Origin of the sequence: Chryseobacterium vrystaatense (assembly GCF_000737765.1) — a bacterium.
Lineage (GTDB): Bacteria > Bacteroidota > Bacteroidia > Flavobacteriales > Weeksellaceae > Chryseobacterium > Chryseobacterium vrystaatense.
In genome coordinates, this window is sequence record NZ_JPRI01000001.1 from 915,883 (window position 1) to 936,527 (window position 20,645).

The window sequence follows — 20,645 nt, forward strand, 5'->3', positions numbered from 1 at the left end:
TGGCTAAAAACAATGAATTTTTTTAACCCTAAAAACTTTTAATGATTCGATCTAGACCTTCCTCTAAAATTTCCTGAGAGGTAGAAAAACAAATTCTGATATGGCCTTCTGCACCCTTTCCAAACCATCGTTCAGAACCGGGAACAACAGCCACTTTACCATGCTTCAATACGTGTTGGGTAAATTCATCACTGGTCAAACCATTTTTGATTTTAGGAAATAATACAAAGGTTGCTTCAGGTAAATTAGGACTTAAAATTTCCGAACGACTCAGAATATTAAAAGCGAAATCTCTGTTACTCTGTAAATGGTTCAGAAATTCTTTATACCATGGCTTTGCTCTTTCCAAAGCTACACTTCCGGCAATCTGTGACAAAGTGGAGACTCCTTCAATAGTTGAATTAAAGTTTGATTTTTCGATAAAGTCGTCAAGGACGTCCTGATCATTGCATAATACAGCTCCGATTCTTAAGCCTGCAATTCCAAAGGATTTTGAAAACCCATACACCGTAAAGCTTTTTTTCTTTGCCTCCTCGGAAACAGATGAGTAGGTGTGGAACTCTTTGTTGTCATAAATGATATCACTCCATATTTCATCACTCATCACCCACAGGTCTTGAGCGGAAGCAATTTCGGCGATCTTTTTCAGCACTTCTTTGGAATATACTTTTCCAAGTGGGTTGTGGGGATTACAGATGCTGATCAGTTTGGTTTTCGGATTGATAAGCTGTACCAGTTTTTCAAAATCAATGTCACCTGTTGTATGGTCTACGGGGCATAATCTGACGGTTCCACCTACAGCTTCTACAGACCTTTTGAATAGAAAATCCACTGGATCCAGAATAATGGCCTCGTCTCCTGGTTTTAAAACATAGGAGGCGATCAGGAACATTCCCTGGGCAGCACTGTTGATCGCTAGGATATTGTCAGGCGTAAAGCTGCCATGCTTGTCAGTGTTAAAATGTTCTGCAACATTTTTCTTGAACTCAGGAAGCCCGGAGAAAGGACCATAGCTGAGGTAGCCGTCTTTGATGTATTCAATAATTCCCTGTTCGATTTCCGGTGCTGTTCTAAAGTCAGGGTCGGCTGCGGTAAGGGGAATAATTCCTTCTTCTATGGCTGCCCATCTTCCATTATAGGCTTTTCTTTTTAAGGCTTCAAAATTGATGTCGTTATTGCTGAACATTGTCTTTTATTTATATGATATGGGTAAAATATTTTCTGACTGCTGATCAAGAGGTTTAAGAAATTCATCCAGCAGGATCCTTCCGTTTCTGATATGGGTTTCTATTTCCGGTTTTCTTTCAGTTTCGTATTTTCTGAAAGCATCAGAAATGTTTTTTTCTGATGTTAAATACTTGGTAAGGGTAAAGGAATCCTTTAATGCAGAGGTTACCCCCTGGCTTGTAAAAGGAATGAGAGGATGGGCTGCATCTCCTATGAAAACAATATTGTCTTTGTGAAAAGGATTGAGTTTTTCCAGCTCATACACTTTCCATAGATGGACGTGATCATAATTTGATCCCTTGACGATGGAAGAAACCATAGGGTCCCAATCACTAAAGATATCAAACATATACTTTTTCAACCCGTCTACGGAATATTCATCGCTGATGTTGTATTTTTTGTTGTCCAGCTGGGAATACCACAAAACCGTCTCTTCAGAAAGTTTAAGGATTCCAAACGTCAGACCGCCATCTTCATGATGATACTTCATGAAATTATTTTCCAAACTAGCTGCAATATCTTTACATTTGATGATGTTGACGATTTCATTTTCCTGTACGGTTCTCATATTCTCGTCCTTAAAAATTTCTCTTCTGATACGGCTTTTAGAGCCGTCTGAAACAATGGCTAAGTTAGAATTTATATAGGTTCCGTCCTTCTTTCTCAGTTTTCCTTTTTGAACTGTACAGGGAGTAACTGTTTCTTCATATGAAATCTTTTCAGATGGAATATTCCGAGCCAGAATATTGATCAAAGAACTTCTCGAAATGACAAAAACATCATTAAGGTCTTTTTCTGCGAGCCTTTCACCCCTGTGCGAATACCGGATGTATTTTTTTAAAAAGTTACCGTGTTTGAAAAGCACAGACGGATCAACGATTTGCGAAAGATATTCAATTCCTTCTTTTGGAAGGAGAAAACCATGGCCTGTAAGATCATCCTTTTTTCTTCTCTCGTAAATGTGGTAATCCAATTGGTGTTTTTCTAAGTAATTCGCTATGCTTAAGCCGGAGATGCCGGCGCCCACGACAGCAATGTTGTTCATTCGGAATAATGGATTTTTTCAGTTAGTGTTTAGGTTTACGTCTTGTAAACTGTTTTTTAAGATAAATGCAAATGTAAATTAAAAACAGTCATAATTAAAAAAAAATAGACGATTCTGAGTTATAATTGTTTATGCATGACATATAGGGTCTCTGGGGTGATATATTTTCAATAAACCGGATGAGTCTGTTTTGTTTTAAAAAAGAAATAAAAAAAACCGGGAAATAAATCCCGGTTTATATTTATGCTTCTTCAAGCTGTACTGTAAAGTGTCTCAGTAGATCTGGTTCCCAGGTAATTTTATATCCTGTGGAAATATCCTCGCGTCTTTCATAAACATTTTTGATTGCAGCAGCGATATAATCCATATGGTTGTTGGTATAGGTTCTTCTAGGAATAGCCAAACGTACCAGTTCCAGCTTCGGATAACGGTTTTCTCTTGTTTCAGGATCTCTGTCAGCAAGTAATGTACCGATCTCTACCGTTCTGATTCCGGCTTCCTTGTAGATCTCAAGTCCTAAAGTTTGTGCAGGATATTCTGCTCTGGAAACTTTGGGAAGGAAGTTTAGAGAATCGATGAAAACGGCATGTCCTCCAATGGGTTTCTGAACCGGAATTCCATATTCAATAAGTTTGTTTCCAAGATATTCTACCTGTGAAATTCTGCTTTCAAGATAAGCAAATTCTGTAGCCTCGTCCAGGCCTACTGCCAGAGCAGCCATATCTCTTCCGGCCATTCCTCCATACGTAATGAAACCTTCATAGATGATTGTAAAGTTGGATGCTTTCCTGAAAATGTCTTCACTGTTTAAAGCAATAAAACCTCCGATGTTTACCAAACCATCTTTCTTAGAGCTCATCGTCATTCCGTCTCCGTAGGAGAAGATTTCTTTACAGATCTCTTTAATGCTTCTGTTTTCCTGTCCTTTTTCTCTTTTTTTGATGAAATACGCATTCTCTGCAAACCTCGCTGAATCAAAGAAAACAGGAATTCCATATCGGTCAGAAAGCTCTTTTACCGCTTTCATATTCTCTAAAGAAACAGGTTGGCCCCCCGAAGAATTACAAGTGATCGTGATCAGGCAGAAAGGAATGTTTTCTTTAGGATGGCTTTTGTAGATTTCCTCAAGTTTTTCTAGATTTAGATTTCCTTTAAACGGATGCAGATCATTGATGTCAAAAGCTTCATCAATAGTACAGTCGACAGCGTGTGCTTTTCTGAATTCGATATGCCCTTTTGTAGTGTCGAAATGAGAGTTTCCGGGAACTACATTGCCTTCTTTTACCAAAACAGAGAAAAGAACGTTTTCAGCAGCTCTTCCCTGGTGGGTAGGTAATAAATATTTAAAACCGGTGATTTTTTCAACGGTATTCTGAAGCTGTTCAAAAGAGCGTGATCCTGCATAGCTTTCATCGCCTGTCATCAATGCACCCCACTGTCTGTCAGACATTGCTCCTGTTCCTGAATCGGTAAGAAGGTCAATGTAAACCTGAGATGATTTTAGATTGAAAAGGTTATAATTAGCTGCTTTAAGCCACTGCTCTCTTTCTTCTTTTGTAGACTGATGGATTTCCTCCACCATTTTGATACGGAATGGTTCCGCGTACGGTAATTTCATGCGTTAAAATATTTTATTGGATTGTTTGTAAAGAAAATTTGTTTGAAAATAATTTCAAATTCATCAATGTATATTTAAAAAGGAACAAAAGAATTTATTCCGGAGCTTTAAATATATTATCGTCAGAATGGAACCCGGCAACACCGCCGCTTACGGCAAACTTCATGGCAGAAGCCGCAGTCATTCCCACTACAGGTTTGATGTTTTTTTCTTCAGTAACAATTACCCATCCTGAAATAGCATAGGAATGGGGCAGATATACCGCAACGTAATTGTGCTTGTCAACGTCCGACATCTCTTTTTGGGTTAGAAAACCAATTCTCCAGATTTCCGGATTTTCGTTGGTCTTTACCCAGACGGGATCGTTGAATTTCTTTTTGTCTCCTACAAATGAGGACATGACATCTTTTGTAGGAGTATAGATATGTTTTACCCCCGGAGTTTTCTCCAGAAGGCTGTCCATGGTGTCAAAAAAGAACCTCCCCACTACGAATTTATTTCCCAGATATCCCAGGATCGCAGTCATCAGGATTGTTGAAACGAAAACCAGCCCCGGAATTTCCTTTGCGACGGATGGAATGATATTGTCAATGGCACTGACGATATACCAGATCACAAAAATGGTAAGTCCGATAGGACCAATAATAACCAGTCCCTGAAAGAAATTTTTCAGGAAAAAATTGGCAATATTTTCGAAGGTCGGTTTTTTCAACGTGGGTTATTTACTTTTTTATTTTAGCCGTGAATTGTTTCTTTGTTTCCGTAAGACTGAATGATTTTTGCTTCATACTCCAGCCATTCTTCCCAACGTTTGTTTACCTTTTCGATATCACCCAACTGTCGTGCGAAACCAATAAACGTCGTATAATGGTTGGCTTCCGAAATCATCAGTTCTTTATAAAAAGTTTTAAGCTCTTCATCTTTAATGTTTTCGGTAAGAACTTTGAATCTTTCACAGCTTCTTGCTTCAATCATGGCAGCGAAAAGTAATTTATCAACAATCAAATCCTCTCTGCTTCCCTGAACAACAAATTTAGCTAATTCGTTTACGTAATCATCTTTTCTGGCTTTCCCGAAAACAAATCCTCTTTTTTTGATAATTTCATGAACCTGGCTAAAATGATCGAGCTCTTCCTGCGCAATGGCAATAAGTTCTGTTACAATTTCCGGATGTTCTGGGAGCATATTGATTAAACTGATGGCATTTGTTGTGGCCTTCTGCTCGCACCACGCATGATCCGTTAAAATTTCTCCTATGTTTCCTTCTGCAATATTTGCCCACCTTGGATCGGTAGGAAGTTTCAACTTAAACATGTTTTGAATTTTTTGTAAAATTAAAATAAATTGCGGGAATAAAAATTATTTTATTCCAAATTGACTGCTAAAGTGTTAAGATGCCGTTTTTTGTCTTAAAAGTTCCAGAATTTTCCAACCTAAGTCGTCCACTTTTTTTAATCCTGCGGAAATAATGAAAGCAAGAATGATATTAAGGATATAAATTATAATCATCAGTATCCACCACGGTATATTTTCCTTTAAAGCAACGACAATAAAATAAACCAGCGAAGAACTTATTCCCTGCGCAAAATAAAAAAAGATGGCATTCTTTCCGATGTGGGTCACGAAATTTTCTTTTGTGATCTTTAACCTGTTGTAAAGGACGAATAACGTGGTGAGGGAGAACAGGGACCAAATGATGTAGGGAACTTTTGGTGGGAATTTGTTTTTATTGATCTTATAAAATATCTCATTTCCATAATACCAGAACATCCAGATCAAGGCTGCTGCAACGATTGCGTATAAGACAGGAATCATTTTGGCAGAAATCTTTTTGCCACGCATTCTGTTGGCTATTAAAAAGATGGCGAGATAAAAAGCAACATAACCAACCTGACCTGCAGGATAGTACTCCGGGAAAATATTGAATAATAATGTCAAAACGAGACAGATCCCGATGAACCAGTTGACATGTTTTGGGAAAAATCTTAAGATTAATACTCCGAAAACGGCAAGAATGAAATATACTTTCAGATACCAGAAACTTCCCATAACTACAGGGAAAGTATCCGCATTGGTATATTGGTGAAGATACCAGTTTCCAAGATTCTGCCATTGTGGAATATCCGATACGCTGGTCGCTGCATATTTTGACCCAAAAGTTGAATAGAAACTCTGAAGCCATTCCAGGGAGAAGAATGTTAATCCAAACACCTTGAAAAAGTAATCCATAAAGAACAGGAAAGTCACAAAGATCATGTAGGTGATCTGAAGTTTTAGTAATCTGTAGAATGTTTTTTCTATGTTTGATCCTGAAGTAATTCCGCTTAAGGCATAAAAAAGGGCCACATCAAATACCAGAGAAAATACCCTGACCTCTGCGGGAATATAAAACTGTCCAGACCAGAATGCGGTATGAATGAAGATAATAGAAAGGGTTGCCATTCCCTTGGCAAAATCAATGTAGAGATCTCTGTTCATTGTTATAGGATATGGTTCAAAAGTAAATAAACTTTGGGATATTTATTCATAAAAATGAAAAGAGACAGGACATTGCTGTCCTGCCTTCTCTGTTAAATATGCTAAAATGAATGTTTACTTAAGTTGCTTAAATTCTTCAGCAGAAATTTCTCCGGTCTGGATTTTTCTAAGTTCGTCCATGTATTGGCTCATGTAAGCATCGATCTCCGGATTTGCGGAGTTTTTGCCCATTTTGTAAGTGCCGTTTAATACACCCTGATAATAATAGAAAAAATTATAGTCGAAATTGGATGCGTTAAGATCATACTGTCCCAAAAGAAATCCTAAACGCACGGCGGATCTTCTTTGTGGTGGAGTTCCGTGGTGGTTGGAGCTGTTGGTCTGGTAATCTCCGATACTCTGTGCAAACTCATAGGCGGCTGCAATTTCTGCAAAATTCGTTTTGTTGTATCCGTTCGGTCTTCTTAAATAATATCCTGCAAAGCCGTCTGCTTCCAGTTCGTTTGGTCTTGCTGTAGATTCATTAACAGAAGGAAGATTGAAGATGTACTGTAGCTGGTGGCCATATTCATGAGCGAGAATCATGGCATTGACAATGTCTCCGCCTTTATTTTTGGCATCAGCATAAATTGCATAACCGTAATAAATCTTTCCGGTAGAATAGGAGATCGCATTGTACGTAGAATTGAAATTCGAAGGATCATCTACAAAACGAAGCGTCGGGTTGCTTCTTCCCCAAAGACTTGCAATCTTAGTCATTTGGGCATTCATGAAATTAGTGTCTGTAGAATTTGAAAGGGTAGTTTTAAGAACTGCGGAAGAACTCCAGTTCTGGTCTACATAGGAGCAACTTTTTTCGAGTTCTCCGGGTTGGTCAAGCTTGGCGCTTTCAGATTGTGAGTCAGGAAGAACAGATTCCTCCATTTTGTCATCACGGCACGCTGACAGTGAGAAAGCGGCAATGGCTCCTGCCAGAAGGCAGAATTTGAAGTTTCTTTTCATATAAAATATTTTTTGGTGATAACGAAGGTATAAAATTATCTCTTAACTATGAGCACTTTAATTGAAAAAATTATTCAAAGCATAGTGAAATGAATTTTTATATAAAAAATACAGAACTGATTGTAAGCTATTTAGAAATTTATTCATATATTTGCACCTCGAAATAACTAAAAATTTATAAACAATGTTTGCAATTGTAGAAATAGCAGGGCTTCAATATAAAGTTGAGCAAGACCAGAAGTTGTTTGTAAACCGTTTAAAAGGAGAAAAAGGAGACAAAGTTTCTTTTGATAAAATTCTTCTTACTGTAAACGGTTCAATCACTGTTGGCGCCCCAGCTGTAAGCGGAATCACTGTAGATGCAGAGATCCTAGACCATGTAAAAGCTGATAAAGTAATCGTTTTCAAAAAGAAAAGAAGAAAAGGTTACCAAGTTAAGAACGGTCACAGACAATCTTTAACTCAAATTCAAATTACTGGTATCACTGGTTTTGAAGGAGGTTCTAAGAAAGCTGTTAAAAAAGAAACTGTGAAAGCTGAAGTTCTTTCAGACAACGCAACTGTTAACTTTGGTGAAGATCACGAGCTGAACTATCACTTGAAGAAAAACAACTTGTCTCAGTCTAAAGAAAACAGAGAAACTTTAATTACTTTAGGAAAAGCAGTTAAAGTTGAATTAGAAAAGAAAATTCTTACTCACGAAGAAGTAGATGCTGCTATCGTTAAGAATATAGATCAATTTAAAGCACTTAACAAATAATCCAGTAATAAAATGGCACACAAGAAAGGAGTCGGTAGTTCCAAGAACGGTAGAGAGTCTCACTCTAAGAGATTAGGTGTGAAGATTTTCGGTGGACAAGATGCTATTGCCGGAAATATTATTATCAGACAGAGAGGTACGCAACACCACCCAGGTGAAAACGTGGGAATGGGTAAAGACCATACTTTGTTTGCATTAGTAGACGGTAAAGTAGTTTTCAGAAAGAAAGCAAACAACAGATCTTTCGTATCTGTAGAAGCAAACGCATAATTTAAGCGTTTTATAAAAATTTAAACCTCGGCATTAGCTGAGGTTTTTTTTATGTCTATACTCGTCAAACGCGAAAATATTTTCGTTAATATTCCAAGTATTGTGAAATATTTATATATTTGTTAAAGATCAAATAACAAATCATTTGCGGTAGCCGAAAAGCATATAGAGTAGGCAGACAAATTAAAACAAATTACTATGAAAAATTTAAGAAAACTAACAAAGAAAGATTTAAGAACAATTGAAGGAGGAGCTATGTTGTGTTCAACTCCTGCAACGACTTGTGGGGAATGGTGCTCATGGACGGCACAACAAAGACTTAGATGTTTAAATATGATTATGGATGCAGAGCCTTGCGGATGTTAACATAAATAAAGTTATTGAAAAAGAACCTTGGCATAAGCTGAGGTTTTTTCATATATAAAGGCTGACAAGCTTTTGAGAGATCTTAAATTAAAACAAAATACTATGAAAAATTTGAAAAAATTAACAAACAAGAATTTGAAAATGATTAATGGGGGTGAAGAAAGATGTCCTGCCATAGCTTATGACTGTTCAGCATGGTGTGGATGGAGTCTCTGGCAGAAAATGTATTGTTTACATACAACAGAGGGCTGTAATTGTGATTCATTTTAGGTGAAATAGTTGATATAATGGGTTTTTAAAGAATTATTCCATTAAAAATCAATTGTATCAGGACTGAAAAAACTGATGGGGCGGCTTCGAAGAAGCCGCCCCATCAATAATATATTTATACCTGACTTAAAATCCTACCTGGAATCCTGCCTTTATACCAAATGTTGAAATGTCCGGTCTGTCGAGATAATTTCCTCTCCAGTTAAAATCGACCCTGAAAATCCTAAGATTTCCAATTCCGATATTTTCAATTCCGAACCCATATTCAAAATAGATTTGTTCGCTCGGAGCAGAATATTTAAATCCATCTACATTGATGGCTTTAGAAGCATCGCTTAATGTTCCGTAAGCACTTCTGATGAATGCAATCTCTCGAAGCTTTAATTTTTTGATCAAAGGAATGAAAGAAAGTATTTTTCCGTTAAAATGATGTTCAAGGTGAAGAGTTGTATAGGTGTCTGCCACAAATTCATAATAATTAAGCTGTGCAAAGGTGTTCTGTGCCAGGCTATAAGATTGGTTTCCCGGAACAACATTCTGAAGCGCCAAAGGAACAGTGTCAAATGTTTTTCCTGCCTCAAAACTTACCAGTGTTTTACCCCAGCTTCCGATCAGTACCGGTTTATAAAACATAAACTGAAGCCTGTTGTAGTTGAAGTCTCCATTAAAAAGACCTTCAATTCCTCTTGTATATTTTAGGATGATCGTTGGCGCCAGTGTCCCGTGTTCATAGCGGTCTACTCCGGTTTGGGAGAACTTGGCTCCGGGTCTTGCGATTAGGCTCAAGGTAACATGTGAATCGTTGAGAGTTTTTCGTAAATCACCATTCTGATAATACATCAGACTGAATTTATCGGGATTAGCTGATTTTATACTTTGTAATGTTCCGTCTACCCTTACCTGGAAATTTTTCCACGGCTCAATAGAGGCAAAAATATTCGTTTTATTAATTGAACTTAAAGATGCATTTTCTCCTCTTGCAAAAAGAGTTGAAGAGGCAAAAGTTCTGGCCATAATTCCGTCATCGGTGGTAAGTTGTACACCAAGTTGCTCTATATCACGCTTGGTTCCGGCTCCGATCATAAATCTGTTGACTCTGTTGAACATATAACGAGCTTCGGCTCCATATTTAACCTTTTGATCCTTGAATCCATATGCTGTATAAAACTGGACTCTCCAGGGATCATTCTGTCCAAAGTAAGTTCTTGCTCCAAGTCTTATTCTGTCGCCTTCCACTTCATTCTTCCCGTAAATTGAAAAAATGGGTCCGATATCAATGCCTTTAAAGGCATTATAATAGCCTGATGCTAATGTCTCGTAAAGTTTAACGATACGATTGAATTTTGGGGTCTGCTGGAGCTTTTCAAGCATCTCATAGACGCCTTGTTCCGATTTAGAAAGTGAATCCGGTCTCGCCTGTACCCAGTAAGCATCATCTTTGTCGACAAACTTGTCGTCGTATTCCTCTTCTCTTCGTGTAAATAATTTATCATCGAGAGGTTTGTTGAACTCATATTTAGAGTAGTCCACGGTTCGCTTAGCTATGATGCTTTTAGAAGTTCTTTTCTTTGCGAAAGGGGTAAGTTCTATTTCTGTAATAAATTTTTTAGGAAGGAATGTATTCTCGTCGGGATTATCATATTCAAGCTCTGTGGAAATACTGTTGATAAAGTTGACATTGATCTTTTGTGTGGATTTTAAGGTCGCCCCCAAAACCGCATAGCTGTCTGTGTCTATATAGAGATAGCCCTGGAAGGCTAAAACATCTTTACGTTTGGGTTGGTATCTTATTTTATAAGCATTTTCCCCGTGAATAGAGATCGTGTCCGTTAAGTTATAATCATACGTGCTGAATCCGGTTGAACCGACTGGGCTGGGAAATCCTATGTCAAAATAATTAAGCGTGTTATCATAGATATTAATATCCCGATACAGGTTTTTTGCTGTGATAGTAATGACCTGATTATCCTGGAATCCAGATGTTTTCTGTGCGACCAGTAATCTTTTTATCTTTTTAGAAGGCTTGTTTTCTCCGTAATTTTCATAGATGGATTCGTTGAGGAAAATAGGAAGTCCTATCTTTCCGCTGGCTGTTGAATCCGCATAGTCAAAGATAAAATCTAGCTTGTTAAAGATCTTTTTACTCATAAAAGCACTGTCCAGATTGTTAGCATCAAACTGGATCTTTTCATATTCTTTATAAGTGTAAGTGTCGAATTTTTCTAAACCGTTATTTCTTTTTCTTTTCCATACTTCCTGCATAATAGCATAGGCAGGGTTTTCTTTCTTGTTTTTGTATTTGGGCTTCTCGTTATGGATAACAATTTCATCGATGGTGCTCACTTTTTCCTGTGAAAGTTTCACGAAGATATTCTCAGCTGTTTCAGGAGTAATCGTAATGGTTTCGGTTGAATAATTCTTCTTGGAGAATTTTAGCTTATAGATAATGCTGTCAGACTGAACGGTGAAACTTCCCAAAGAAGTTTTCAACAATGGTTCAGTTTGGTCATTGATAAATATATCTACACCGGAAATTTCTTTATTGGTTTTTGCGTCGATGATTCTGCCATTTGCTGTGTTTTGGGCATACGTGAGACAGGATACAAAAAGCAGAAAAAAAAGGTTGTAATATTTAGAGTTGTTATTTAACATCATTTGGTTCTTCAGGCAATTAGCACAAACAAAAAGCGTGCTGTTTATTTAAAAAAGAGCATATTTTTTTAACGTTTTTTGAGAAAAATCACAAAACTACAAATGTAACGAAAATATCAGTAAAAGATTGTGATAATTAATCACTTGGGCATGATGATTTTCAGACTAAAATAAATAGTATCTAATCCTAATCTGAAGAATGATAACTAAGCATGTGTTTTAAGATAGAATTTTTGTTATTCACAAATTTTCCACACTTGTAAATCCGTTGTTGATAGTTTATCAAGGGGTTTTTAATACGTTATTAACAGGTTTTTTACAATTTTATCAGATCTTTTCCATGATATGCCAACATTTTATTAATTGCTTTTCCACAGGTTACTAACAAATTTATCTAATTGATTTTTAGTTTTTTATTACTTTTATACAGTTTTTTCCACAAACTATAAAATTGATCTGTATTTTTAATGATCTTATAAAATGAAAGATATAGCTGGTAATTTCTGATTTTTTGTGGATAATGTGGATTTTCACCTTGGTATCAATAGTGATTTCAGTTTATAAATTGAATATGCTCTGTAAAGTGCTGTATGCTTGCGAAGATTGAAACTGTAAATCTGCTTAGTAAATACACTCCTTAATAACAAAGAGCAAACCTGTCTGGCTTGTTTTCTTAAAGTCACTTCATTTAATAATCATAGAAGGACCAGGATGAAAATTTTCTATACATATTGTATAGATTTCTGCTTTTCGTCTGCTCTCTTTTTCGGATAAGTTTAAAGGATGATGTTGAGGATTAAGCATAAAAAAAGACCTACATTTCTGTAAGTCTTTTTGCTCCTCCTGCTGGGCTCGAACCAGCGACCCTCTGATTAACAGTCAGATGCTCTAACCAACTGAGCTAAGGAGGAATTTTCCTCTGTTTAAGGTGCTGCAAATATAAAAGGAATATTAATATCAGGCAAATTTTATCCCCAATTTACAGTGGTTTTTGATGAAAAATGTTGACTTTCAGTAAGAAATATTTCAATAGTTTTTTTATTTAACTCTAATAATCTTCAAATAAATGCCGGAAATAGTGCTCGGGAGATTCTAAAAAATTCTTTGTTAGCTGATAATGCTCTGTTTCTTTATAGTGAGTCCGTTGAATTTGATCGTCCAGTAAATAAATTTCTGCGCCCGGATAACACATGAGAATCGGTGAGTGCGTAGAAATAATGAATTGGGCTTTTCCTGCTTTTTCTAATTTATGAATAATGGATAACAGTGAAAGCTGTCTCTGTGGGGAAAGCGCAGATTCTGGCTCATCAAGTATATAAAGGCCATTCTGGAAATGATTATGGAATAACGAAAGGAAAGCTTCACCATGCGACTGTTGGCGCAGAGATTTCCCGCCGTACGCATCCAGTACTCTTGCATCTTCCTTGGCCACTTCGTCGATATAGGTTGCGAAATTAAAAAAACTCTCCGCTCTCATGAAAAATCCCTGACCTGTTTTAGTAGTCCAGGAAAGAGTGAGGTATTCGGATAGTTCAGATTCGGTTTTGTGAAAATTATAGTTATGATTTCGGCTGCCTCCCGAAACATTGAAATCGCACTTTTCTGCGATAGCTTCCAACAACGTTGATTTGCCAATTCCATTCTCACCAACCAAAAAAGTAACATTGCTTTTGAGTTTCAGATCTAAACCTTTGCTTAGAAAAGGAAGATTGAAGGGGTAGTCTGTAGGATGGTTATCTTTTAGATAAATGCGGGATAAATAAGGCATAATGTTTATTTTATTAAATGTATTTAATTTTTATCACGCCAAATATATTACAATCAAAAAAGATCAATATTTGAATAAAAATATTCTCTCTACCTGGATTCATATAATTTATAGGCATCTAGATTATTTTAGTACGAGTTTTATACTAGAAAATTGCAGAAAAGTGTTATATGATTGGAAAATAACGATGTTACACTATTATTAATATCTAAATTTTTCGATATTTGTATTCTTAATTCAATTTTTCATGAAATATCCTTTTAATAAAAAATTCTATGAATTCATAGATGATGAATATAAACTATACTATCTGTCACCATTTGTTCATGATATTTCAAATTTTTTAGAGCATAATAAAGAAAACTATCAAGATGTTTTAGATTTTGGATGTGGGTATGGTGAATTATCCCAAGTTTTTCATCAATGTGGTTTTAATGTAACTGGTATAGATATGGATGAGGAACGAATTAGTCAGGCAAAAATAAAATTTCAAAATATTAATTTTTTAAGTAATTGTTACGATGGTATACTTTCTTTTCCGGATAATTCGTTTGATGTAATATTTTCTAGTAGTGTTCTGCAGTATATAGATCATGATTCATTTTTTTTAGAATGTAAAAGAATTTTGCGAGAAGGCGGTTGTGTGATTTTTATTGAAAACTTGAAAAACAACCCCATTACAAGAATTGGAAGAGCATATTTAAAGATGAAAAAATTTAATTATCAGTCGTATCCATGGAATCATTTAAGTTTAAATGAAATAAGTAGTATGAATAAATTTTTTCATTTGAATACAGTCAAAACGTATCATTTTTTTGGACCGTTATTGTATGTGTCCGGTTTTAAGATGATTAAGCCACTATTAAAAAGGGTGGACCAAGTGTTGATGAAGGTTAGTTTTGTAAGGCGTGTTTCATGGTTGGTGTTAATTATTGGTAAAAAATGATAACAAAAAAATATTCAAAAATAAATTTTCTGAATTTTTTACCTTTTGTAAATGATATAGTAAAATCAAATAAATCAGAGGAGCTTCTTTCATTTTTAATTTGGGAGTTTTCATGGTTTTTTTTTAAAAAAAACATCAAACAGGTTCAATTTGTAAATGAAAAACCAAGCTTATTATTCAATAAAAGTTTTAATGAGGTATGTCTTATTTTACATCCTAATTTTTGTGAAAGCTCAGACGATTTTAGTCTTGTATATTTTGACAAAAATAGCGGAATATTTGGTTCGATGATTAGTAATCCTTCTAAATTATTTTTTAAAGATGGTGTAGGGAATATAGTACAACGCTTTGATTTTGATAATAATATTGAAGGTATTTTTATTGATAGCCGGGGAAGTGTTTTTGTCTGTTGTGGTGGAATAGTATTTAAATCTACTGATTCTGGTTTTACATTTAAAAAAGTGTTAGCTTTTTCTTCAGACCAAAGTAGATTTTTATTTGAAACAATAACTGAGACCGAAAATAACGAAATATTAATTGGCGAATATGCCAATGTTAAGAAGGATAGGAAATGGATCTTTGTAGGATATATTTATATATCTTATGATGCTGGAGAATCATGGAAAAAAAGTGATTTTCTTAAAAATAAAATAAATAAGCATATTCACATCGTAAAATGGATTAAAAGTTTGAAATATTTGGTTCTTACTGAAGGAGATAATAAAAAAGGGATTTGGATAAATAATTCAAATAATTACATATTACAAGGAAAAAGTAAGGAAAAGGGGTGGTTTAGATTAAATAAGTTTCATATCCAAAAAGGCGGATATACAAGCTTGGTTGAAACAAAGAAGAATATAATTTTAGGTACCGACTATTATATGGGTACCAATTTCATTGTGTCTACCGCAAATTTTAAAAAGTTTAGTTCTGCGATGATTCCGGATCCATATAGAAAGTCAGCCGTGTTCAGGATGCTTTACTTAAGAAATGGAATGGTTTGGGGAAGCCTATATAATCACGTAAGTCCAAATAGGAGTCTGCTTATGTATTCTCGTGATTTTGGTAAAACTTGGTATAAGTTTTTAGAGTATGATGGGTCTATGATTAAAATGAGCATAGTTAGCAATTCGGGAGAGGATTGTTTCTATGTATTAATAGAAGATTTATTTTCAGATCAATTCAAAACATATAAAATGTATTCATTGGATAAGATGTCATAGATTAATCCCAAGCCGATATATATAGTTTAGCTATGTAAAGAGACCTGCAGAAAAGCAGGTCTTTTGGTGTTTTATTTCTTTAAGTCTTTTAGTATTTCCTGAACAGCTTTTTCAAGTTGAGGATCCTTATCCTGAAGTCTGTCTACGAAAGTATTTTTAATATAAATATCAGGTTTCACGCCTGTTTTTTCCAGATTCTGACCATCAAGGGTGTAGGTTCCCCATGAAGGGAGTCTGTAATAAGAGCCGTCAACTAAGCTTTTTCCTGAAGTAAAGATAATCCAGCGATAAGTGTCCTGACCGATGATTTTCCCTAATTTCAGTGCTTTAAAGCCTGCTGCCGTCATTTCGGCATCGCTCAGTGAGCTTTCATTAATCAGGAGAATGATAGGTTTTCCAGCAGGAGCAAAGTTAGGCTGAGTGGTCATTTTCCCTTCACGGTATTTCCATTGCAGATAAGGCTTTTGAGCAAGGAAATTTAATACTTTGTCGTGAACATTTCCGCCTGTGTTATACCGCAGGTCGAGAATAACGGCATCTTTTCTGTTTTCCTGTTCTACCATATCCAGAAGGAAACGGTCAAGTTCATCAGTAGACATGTTTTTCATGTATGAATAAGCAATACGGTTGTTGCTAAGCTTGTTAACGCGTTGAAGGTTGTTGAATATCCAGTCATCATAAAGCAGTTTTTTCAGATCCATATTTGAAATCGGATGCACTTTCGTTGTTACATTTTTGCCCCCACGGTTGAAGGTAAGAATCAGTTCATCCTCTTTTTTAGGACTTGTAAAATAAGTTTCGCGGTTTTTGTTGGGATCTATATTTTTCCCGTTTACAGCAGTCAGCTTATCTCCGGGCTTAACATCAACGCCAGATCGGAATGCCGGAGATTTTCGCACAATGCTTTCTACAGTATAGGGATCGTCTGTTTTGAATACAATTCCGGTTTCGTTTGTAAAGTAGTTCAGGTATCTGGTTTCTTCTTTTCCGGATGAAGAGAAGCCGGTATGTGAAGAATTAAGTTCGCCCAAAAGATCATTCAGTAAAATTCGAAGATCATTTCTGCTATTCACATAGGGAAGATATTTCGAATACTGTTCTCTTTTTGCTTTCCAGTCGACACCGTGAAAGTTTTCATCGTAGAAGTTCTCTTCAACACCTGTCCAGGCTTCATCATACATTTGAGTAAATTCTGATGCCAGATCTTTATCAAAAGCGTATTGAATGTTTATTTTTTCAGGTTTTAACGCGTCCAGTGTCATTTTATAAATATTGCCTTCCATTAATGCGAAAAGGTTTTTTTCGATTTTGGAGAAATAGTAAGCTTCTTTATCAAAGACTTTCTCGGATTTTGCGGGCTCAAAATCAGTAAAAACTTTTTTGAATAATTGTTTCTTGCCATTATCCTGATTGGAATTAAACAAGAGAATCTCTTTCTTGTCGTCAGCAAAAACGATAGGGTCGTCTTGGTTTCCATATCTGTCGGTAACCAATTCGATCCTGTCCAGAGTGTTTTCCGGATTAACTTTCAGCTCAGTTATGACAGGTTCTTTCTCTTCCTTCTTTTCTTTGCTGTCTTCTTTTTTATCTTTAGTCTCTTTTGTTGTTTCAGTAGATTTTGCTGCTTTTTTTTCTTCAGTAAAAAGCTTGTCAAATTTCTCAGATTTATAGGGTTCATCAAACCAGTCCAGGGCCATGCGGTAAATATTGGATTTTTGCATACCTAAAGGGTAAGACGGATTGGTTCTGTCACTGCTGAAATAAATATACTTACCATTAGGTGACCAAAAAGGGTCCTCCTCCGAAACGCCGGTATTGGTAAGGTTTATAGTCTCCTTTTTTTTGATGTTGTAAATAAAAATATCCAGTTCGAAATTTCTTTTTGCAGAGAATAGTACGTATTCACTATTTGGCGAAAAAGAAGGTCTTGAATTTTGGAAAGCCCAGATTTCATCTTTGACAATAGTTGTAGAGTTGAAGTTTTTTAAATCCATTATTCTTACTTCATCCCGACCGCTTAAATAGACCGCTTTTGAAAGGTCATTATTAAGGGTAATGCTGCGATTATTGCGTAAGTCGTGAGTTAATTGTTTGGATTGGCCCTTTCCGTCTGCAGCAATGCTGAACCAGTTTTGATAGCCTTTGTCGGTCTGGTTAAAAAGTAACGTGCGATTGTCTTTCATCCATTTTGCTTCCATTACGCGCTGCTTTCCATCTGAGATCTGTTGTGTAAATTTCCCTTCGATATCTGAAACGAAGAGAACGCCACGGCTTACAAAAGCTATCTTTTTGCCGTCCGGTGAAACATTGTAATAAGAGATGTTATTTTCTACACTGAAATTTTGCTCTTTTTCCAGTGTTTTATTGGTGTTCAGGCTGATATTCAGAACTTTTGTGCTTTTTGTAGCTACGTCATAAACATAAAGTTGGTAGTCCTTTTCAAAGATTACTTTAGATCCGTTTGCTGAAACAAAAGGTTTCTTTATAGAGGTTTCAAACTGAGTAAGAGGTGTTTTTTTACCATTTTCAATTTGATAAAGGTTGTATTCATTATTTTTCTCATCAGATATAAAATAAATGACACCATCTTTGTCTACACTTGGGTTGAAATCTTTTCCTTCATAATTAGTGTATTGTCTGAAAGAATTGTTCTTGGGGGTATATCCAAGAATATCAGGGTTGTTTTCTCCTTTATAATGTTTGCGGTGGGTCTGATTGAAAGCTTCCGGAGAGTTTGTAAAAAGGTATTCTCCTGTAGGGGTTTCGACGATACCACTGGTGTTGTTAAAGTAATTGTTAAAAAGCCTTTGAGGAGTTCTTCCTTCAATAGTAGTTTTAAAACTTCCAAAATTATTACTTCTGCCCGAGGTAAAATAAAGCGTTTTGCTGTCCCATCCCCAGCTTTCTATTTCGTCTTTTCCGGTGTGGAATGTAAGCTGTTTAATAGTTCCGCCTTCAGCAGGCATTACATAAACGTCATAATTGCCATACTGATTGGAACTGAAGGCAAGCCATTTTCCATCAGGAGAAATACGTGGATTAATTTCTTCCCCATCTAGAGCTGTAATTCTGGATGCATTTCCGCCATTGGAATCTACTTTCCAGATATCTCCGTCGTAAGAAAAGTATGCTGTTTTCCCATCAGGGCTAAGAGAAGGGCTAGATAAAAAATAAGACTTTTCCTGTGCTGAAATCTGGATAATAGAAAAGCATGTTAATAATGAAATAAAAATTTTTTTCATGGGCGAATAGGTATTTGTACCTTGCTGTAATACTGATTGATTATTCTCTTGCTAATATATTAATTGATTTGTTGATATGGAAAAGTTTAAAGCAAAAAAACACCTACAAATGAATGTAAGTGTTTGATCCTTAATGGCTCCTCCTGCTGGGCTCGAACCAGCGACCCTCTGATTAACAGTCAGATGCTCTAACCAACTGAGCTAAGGAGGAATGTCCTTTGTTTTAAGTGGTGCAAATATAGGACGAATATTTATACCTTACAAATATTTTTTAGAAAAAAATTCAAAAAAATTATAAATTGCCGGTCACTACTTTGAAAATGTCGCTTCCAAAGATCAGTAACATCAATCCTAACAGGAAGATAACCCCAATCATCTGTGCATTTTCCAGTACTTTCTGTGGAACTGGTTTCCCCGTAATAACTTCCCATAAGGTAAATAACACATGCCCACCATCAAGCCCTGGGATAGGAATAAGGTTCAGGAATGCCAACCATACTGAGAACATTGCAGTAAAACTCCAGAATAAGCTCCAGTTGATGGATACACCTCCGTCTTTCGACTTCTCTACAGGCATATTCTTGATGATCGCTAAAGGACCTCCCACTTTTTTATATCCCTGAACTTTTTTGTTGAATACCAGTTTAAACTGTTTAACCTGATACGTTAAACTTTCGATACTTCTCGTAAATCCTCTTCCAATAGATTGTACAACAGTGAAATGTTGTGTATTGATGAATTTTTGACGTTGCTTATAAGAGGCTATTCCTAACGTACCTTCTTTGGATACGTCAAGGCTTAAAGGCTGTAATGCTCCGGCTCTTAATACTTCCATATTAATTGCTTTACCTGCATTTTTCACCACAACTCCCTGCAGTTCGTCATAATAATTGATCTTTTGTCCATTTACTGAAACGACCTGATCTCCTACTTTTAAACCTGCTTCAGCAGTCTTAGGGTTCACGATTGTGTCAACGATCGGTGCAAACCTTGGAGTAAGGAATGCTTTTGGGTTCTCATCTTTGAAAGCCAGTGCTTTTCCGTCATCATTCGTGTTAAATGTAACTTCCTTACCTTTTCTTAAAACGGTAATCTGATCACTTAGCAAGACATCCAGAGAAAGTTTATCCAGGTTGTTCTGAACTTTTCCATCTACTTTTAAGATCTTATCACCATCTTCGAAGCCCATCGCTTTGGCAATATTGGTGTAATGCATCGGTGTATCTACTTTCGTTGTATCAAAAGAAGTTTCTCCATTGAAATAGGAAAGACATCCGAAAATAATCCACGCCAGGAAAAAGTTAACAGTAACCCCTCCAAGCATGATGATCAGCCTCTGCCATGCTGGTTTTGATCTGAATTCCCATGGCTCTGCAGGTTTTTTCATCTGCTCTGTATCCATGCTTTCGTCGATCATTCCCGCAATTTTCACATAACCTCCGAAAGGAAGCCATCCAATTCCGTATTTCGTTTGCTCTGGATGTTTTCTCCAGTCATTGTCAGAAAGTTTTGATATATCGATAGGAACTTCTTTCTCTTTTCCGTCTACTACGATAGTTTCTGTATCAGGAAGGTTTTTCGAAAGTAATTTATACTGCCATTTTCCATTGATCTTTTTCATTGAAAAGATCGAGAACCATGGATCGAAAAACAGAAAGAATTTCTCAGCTCTGGTCTTAAACCATTTTGCCGGTAAAAAGTGTCCAAGCTCATGAAGAACCACTAAAATAGAAATACTTAGTATGAACTGGAAAATCTTGATTGCTAATTCCATTAAT

Annotated in this window: 16 protein-coding genes and 2 tRNA genes; 5 read left to right on the top strand and 13 right to left on the bottom strand. The window is 36.1% G+C overall.

The window, feature by feature from the left end:
- Positions 1-28 precede the first annotated feature (28 nt).
- From IW16_RS04245 to IW16_RS04275, 7 genes are all read right to left on the bottom strand, one after another.
- On the bottom strand, positions 29-1,186 hold the full coding sequence (locus IW16_RS04245; protein WP_034739989.1) for a pyridoxal phosphate-dependent aminotransferase: 1,158 nt from the start codon (positions 1,184-1,186) through the stop codon (positions 29-31).
- 6 nt (positions 1,187-1,192) lie between these two features.
- The gene (locus IW16_RS04250; RefSeq protein WP_034739991.1) at positions 1,193-2,272 is read right to left on the bottom strand and encodes an FAD-dependent monooxygenase; all 1,080 of its coding nucleotides are present in this window, start codon (positions 2,270-2,272) and stop codon (positions 1,193-1,195) included.
- 241 nt (positions 2,273-2,513) lie between these two features.
- On the bottom strand, positions 2,514-3,890 hold the full coding sequence (locus IW16_RS04255) for a tryptophanase (RefSeq protein WP_034739993.1): 1,377 nt from the start codon (positions 3,888-3,890) through the stop codon (positions 2,514-2,516).
- A gap of 94 nt (positions 3,891-3,984) precedes the next feature.
- Positions 3,985-4,602: a DUF502 domain-containing protein gene (locus IW16_RS04260; protein ID WP_034726837.1), complete on the bottom strand. Its 618-nt coding sequence runs from the start codon at positions 4,600-4,602 to the stop codon at positions 3,985-3,987.
- A 23-nt stretch (positions 4,603-4,625) separates the two neighbouring features.
- Complete coding sequence (gene miaE / locus IW16_RS04265; protein ID WP_034739995.1) at positions 4,626-5,204, bottom strand: tRNA-(ms[2]io[6]A)-hydroxylase; 579 nt, start codon at positions 5,202-5,204, stop codon at positions 4,626-4,628.
- A gap of 75 nt (positions 5,205-5,279) precedes the next feature.
- Positions 5,280-6,368: an acyltransferase family protein gene (locus tag IW16_RS04270; RefSeq protein WP_034739997.1), complete on the bottom strand. Its 1,089-nt coding sequence runs from the start codon at positions 6,366-6,368 to the stop codon at positions 5,280-5,282.
- A gap of 114 nt (positions 6,369-6,482) precedes the next feature.
- Positions 6,483-7,370 carry a neutral zinc metallopeptidase gene (locus IW16_RS04275; RefSeq protein ID WP_034739999.1) on the bottom strand — a complete coding sequence of 296 codons (888 nt, stop codon included), beginning with the start codon at positions 7,368-7,370 and terminating at the stop codon, positions 6,483-6,485.
- A 184-nt stretch (positions 7,371-7,554) separates the two neighbouring features.
- Here IW16_RS04275 and rplU point away from each other — a divergent pair, with 184 nt between their 5' ends.
- The 3 genes from rplU to IW16_RS26525 all read left to right on the top strand — a co-directional run bounded on the left by rplU (position 7,555) and on the right by IW16_RS26525 (position 8,766).
- Positions 7,555-8,130, top strand: coding sequence for a 50S ribosomal protein L21 (rplU, locus tag IW16_RS26030; protein WP_073170636.1), 576 nt, complete (start codon positions 7,555-7,557; stop codon positions 8,128-8,130).
- Between the two features lie 12 nt (positions 8,131-8,142).
- The gene (rpmA, locus tag IW16_RS04285; protein ID WP_034740002.1) at positions 8,143-8,400 is read left to right on the top strand and encodes a 50S ribosomal protein L27; all 258 of its coding nucleotides are present in this window, start codon (positions 8,143-8,145) and stop codon (positions 8,398-8,400) included.
- 198 nt (positions 8,401-8,598) lie between these two features.
- Complete coding sequence (locus tag IW16_RS26525; RefSeq protein WP_165571954.1) at positions 8,599-8,766, top strand: bacteriocin-like protein; 168 nt, start codon at positions 8,599-8,601, stop codon at positions 8,764-8,766.
- 396 nt (positions 8,767-9,162) lie between these two features.
- Here IW16_RS26525 and IW16_RS04290 read toward each other — a convergent pair whose 3' ends face one another.
- The 3 genes from IW16_RS04290 to IW16_RS04300 form a co-directional block, all read right to left on the bottom strand.
- The gene (locus IW16_RS04290) at positions 9,163-11,691 is read right to left on the bottom strand and encodes a DUF5686 family protein (RefSeq protein WP_228376903.1); all 2,529 of its coding nucleotides are present in this window, start codon (positions 11,689-11,691) and stop codon (positions 9,163-9,165) included.
- 834 nt (positions 11,692-12,525) lie between these two features.
- Positions 12,526-12,599: transfer RNA gene (locus IW16_RS04295), tRNA-Asn, on the bottom strand.
- A gap of 137 nt (positions 12,600-12,736) precedes the next feature.
- Positions 12,737-13,456 (bottom strand): AAA family ATPase, encoded by a 720-nt coding sequence (locus IW16_RS04300; RefSeq protein WP_034740007.1) that lies wholly within the window; start codon positions 13,454-13,456, stop codon positions 12,737-12,739.
- A 247-nt stretch (positions 13,457-13,703) separates the two neighbouring features.
- Here IW16_RS04300 and IW16_RS25595 point away from each other — a divergent pair, with 247 nt between their 5' ends.
- Together IW16_RS25595 and IW16_RS04310 are read left to right on the top strand one after the other, a co-directional pair.
- On the top strand, positions 13,704-14,402 hold the full coding sequence (locus tag IW16_RS25595) for a class I SAM-dependent methyltransferase (protein WP_051889907.1): 699 nt from the start codon (positions 13,704-13,706) through the stop codon (positions 14,400-14,402).
- Entirely contained in the window at positions 14,399-15,625 is a 1,227-nt protein-coding gene (locus IW16_RS04310) for a beta propeller repeat protein (protein WP_073170631.1), read from the top strand. The genes IW16_RS25595 and IW16_RS04310 overlap by 4 nt, the downstream gene beginning before the upstream one ends.
- Before the next feature lie 71 nt (positions 15,626-15,696).
- Here the strand turns inward: IW16_RS04310 and IW16_RS04315 are convergent, their stop codons facing one another.
- The 3 genes from IW16_RS04315 to rseP all read right to left on the bottom strand — a co-directional run bounded on the left by IW16_RS04315 (position 15,697) and on the right by rseP (position 20,641).
- The gene (locus IW16_RS04315) at positions 15,697-18,867 is read right to left on the bottom strand and encodes a S41 family peptidase (RefSeq protein WP_034740012.1); all 3,171 of its coding nucleotides are present in this window, start codon (positions 18,865-18,867) and stop codon (positions 15,697-15,699) included.
- 134 nt (positions 18,868-19,001) lie between these two features.
- Positions 19,002-19,078, bottom strand: a tRNA-Asn gene (locus IW16_RS04320).
- Positions 19,079-19,159: 81 nt separating this feature from the next.
- Positions 19,160-20,641 (bottom strand): RIP metalloprotease RseP, encoded by a 1,482-nt coding sequence (rseP, locus tag IW16_RS04325; protein WP_034740014.1) that lies wholly within the window; start codon positions 20,639-20,641, stop codon positions 19,160-19,162.
- Positions 20,642-20,645: the final 4 nt, after the last annotated feature.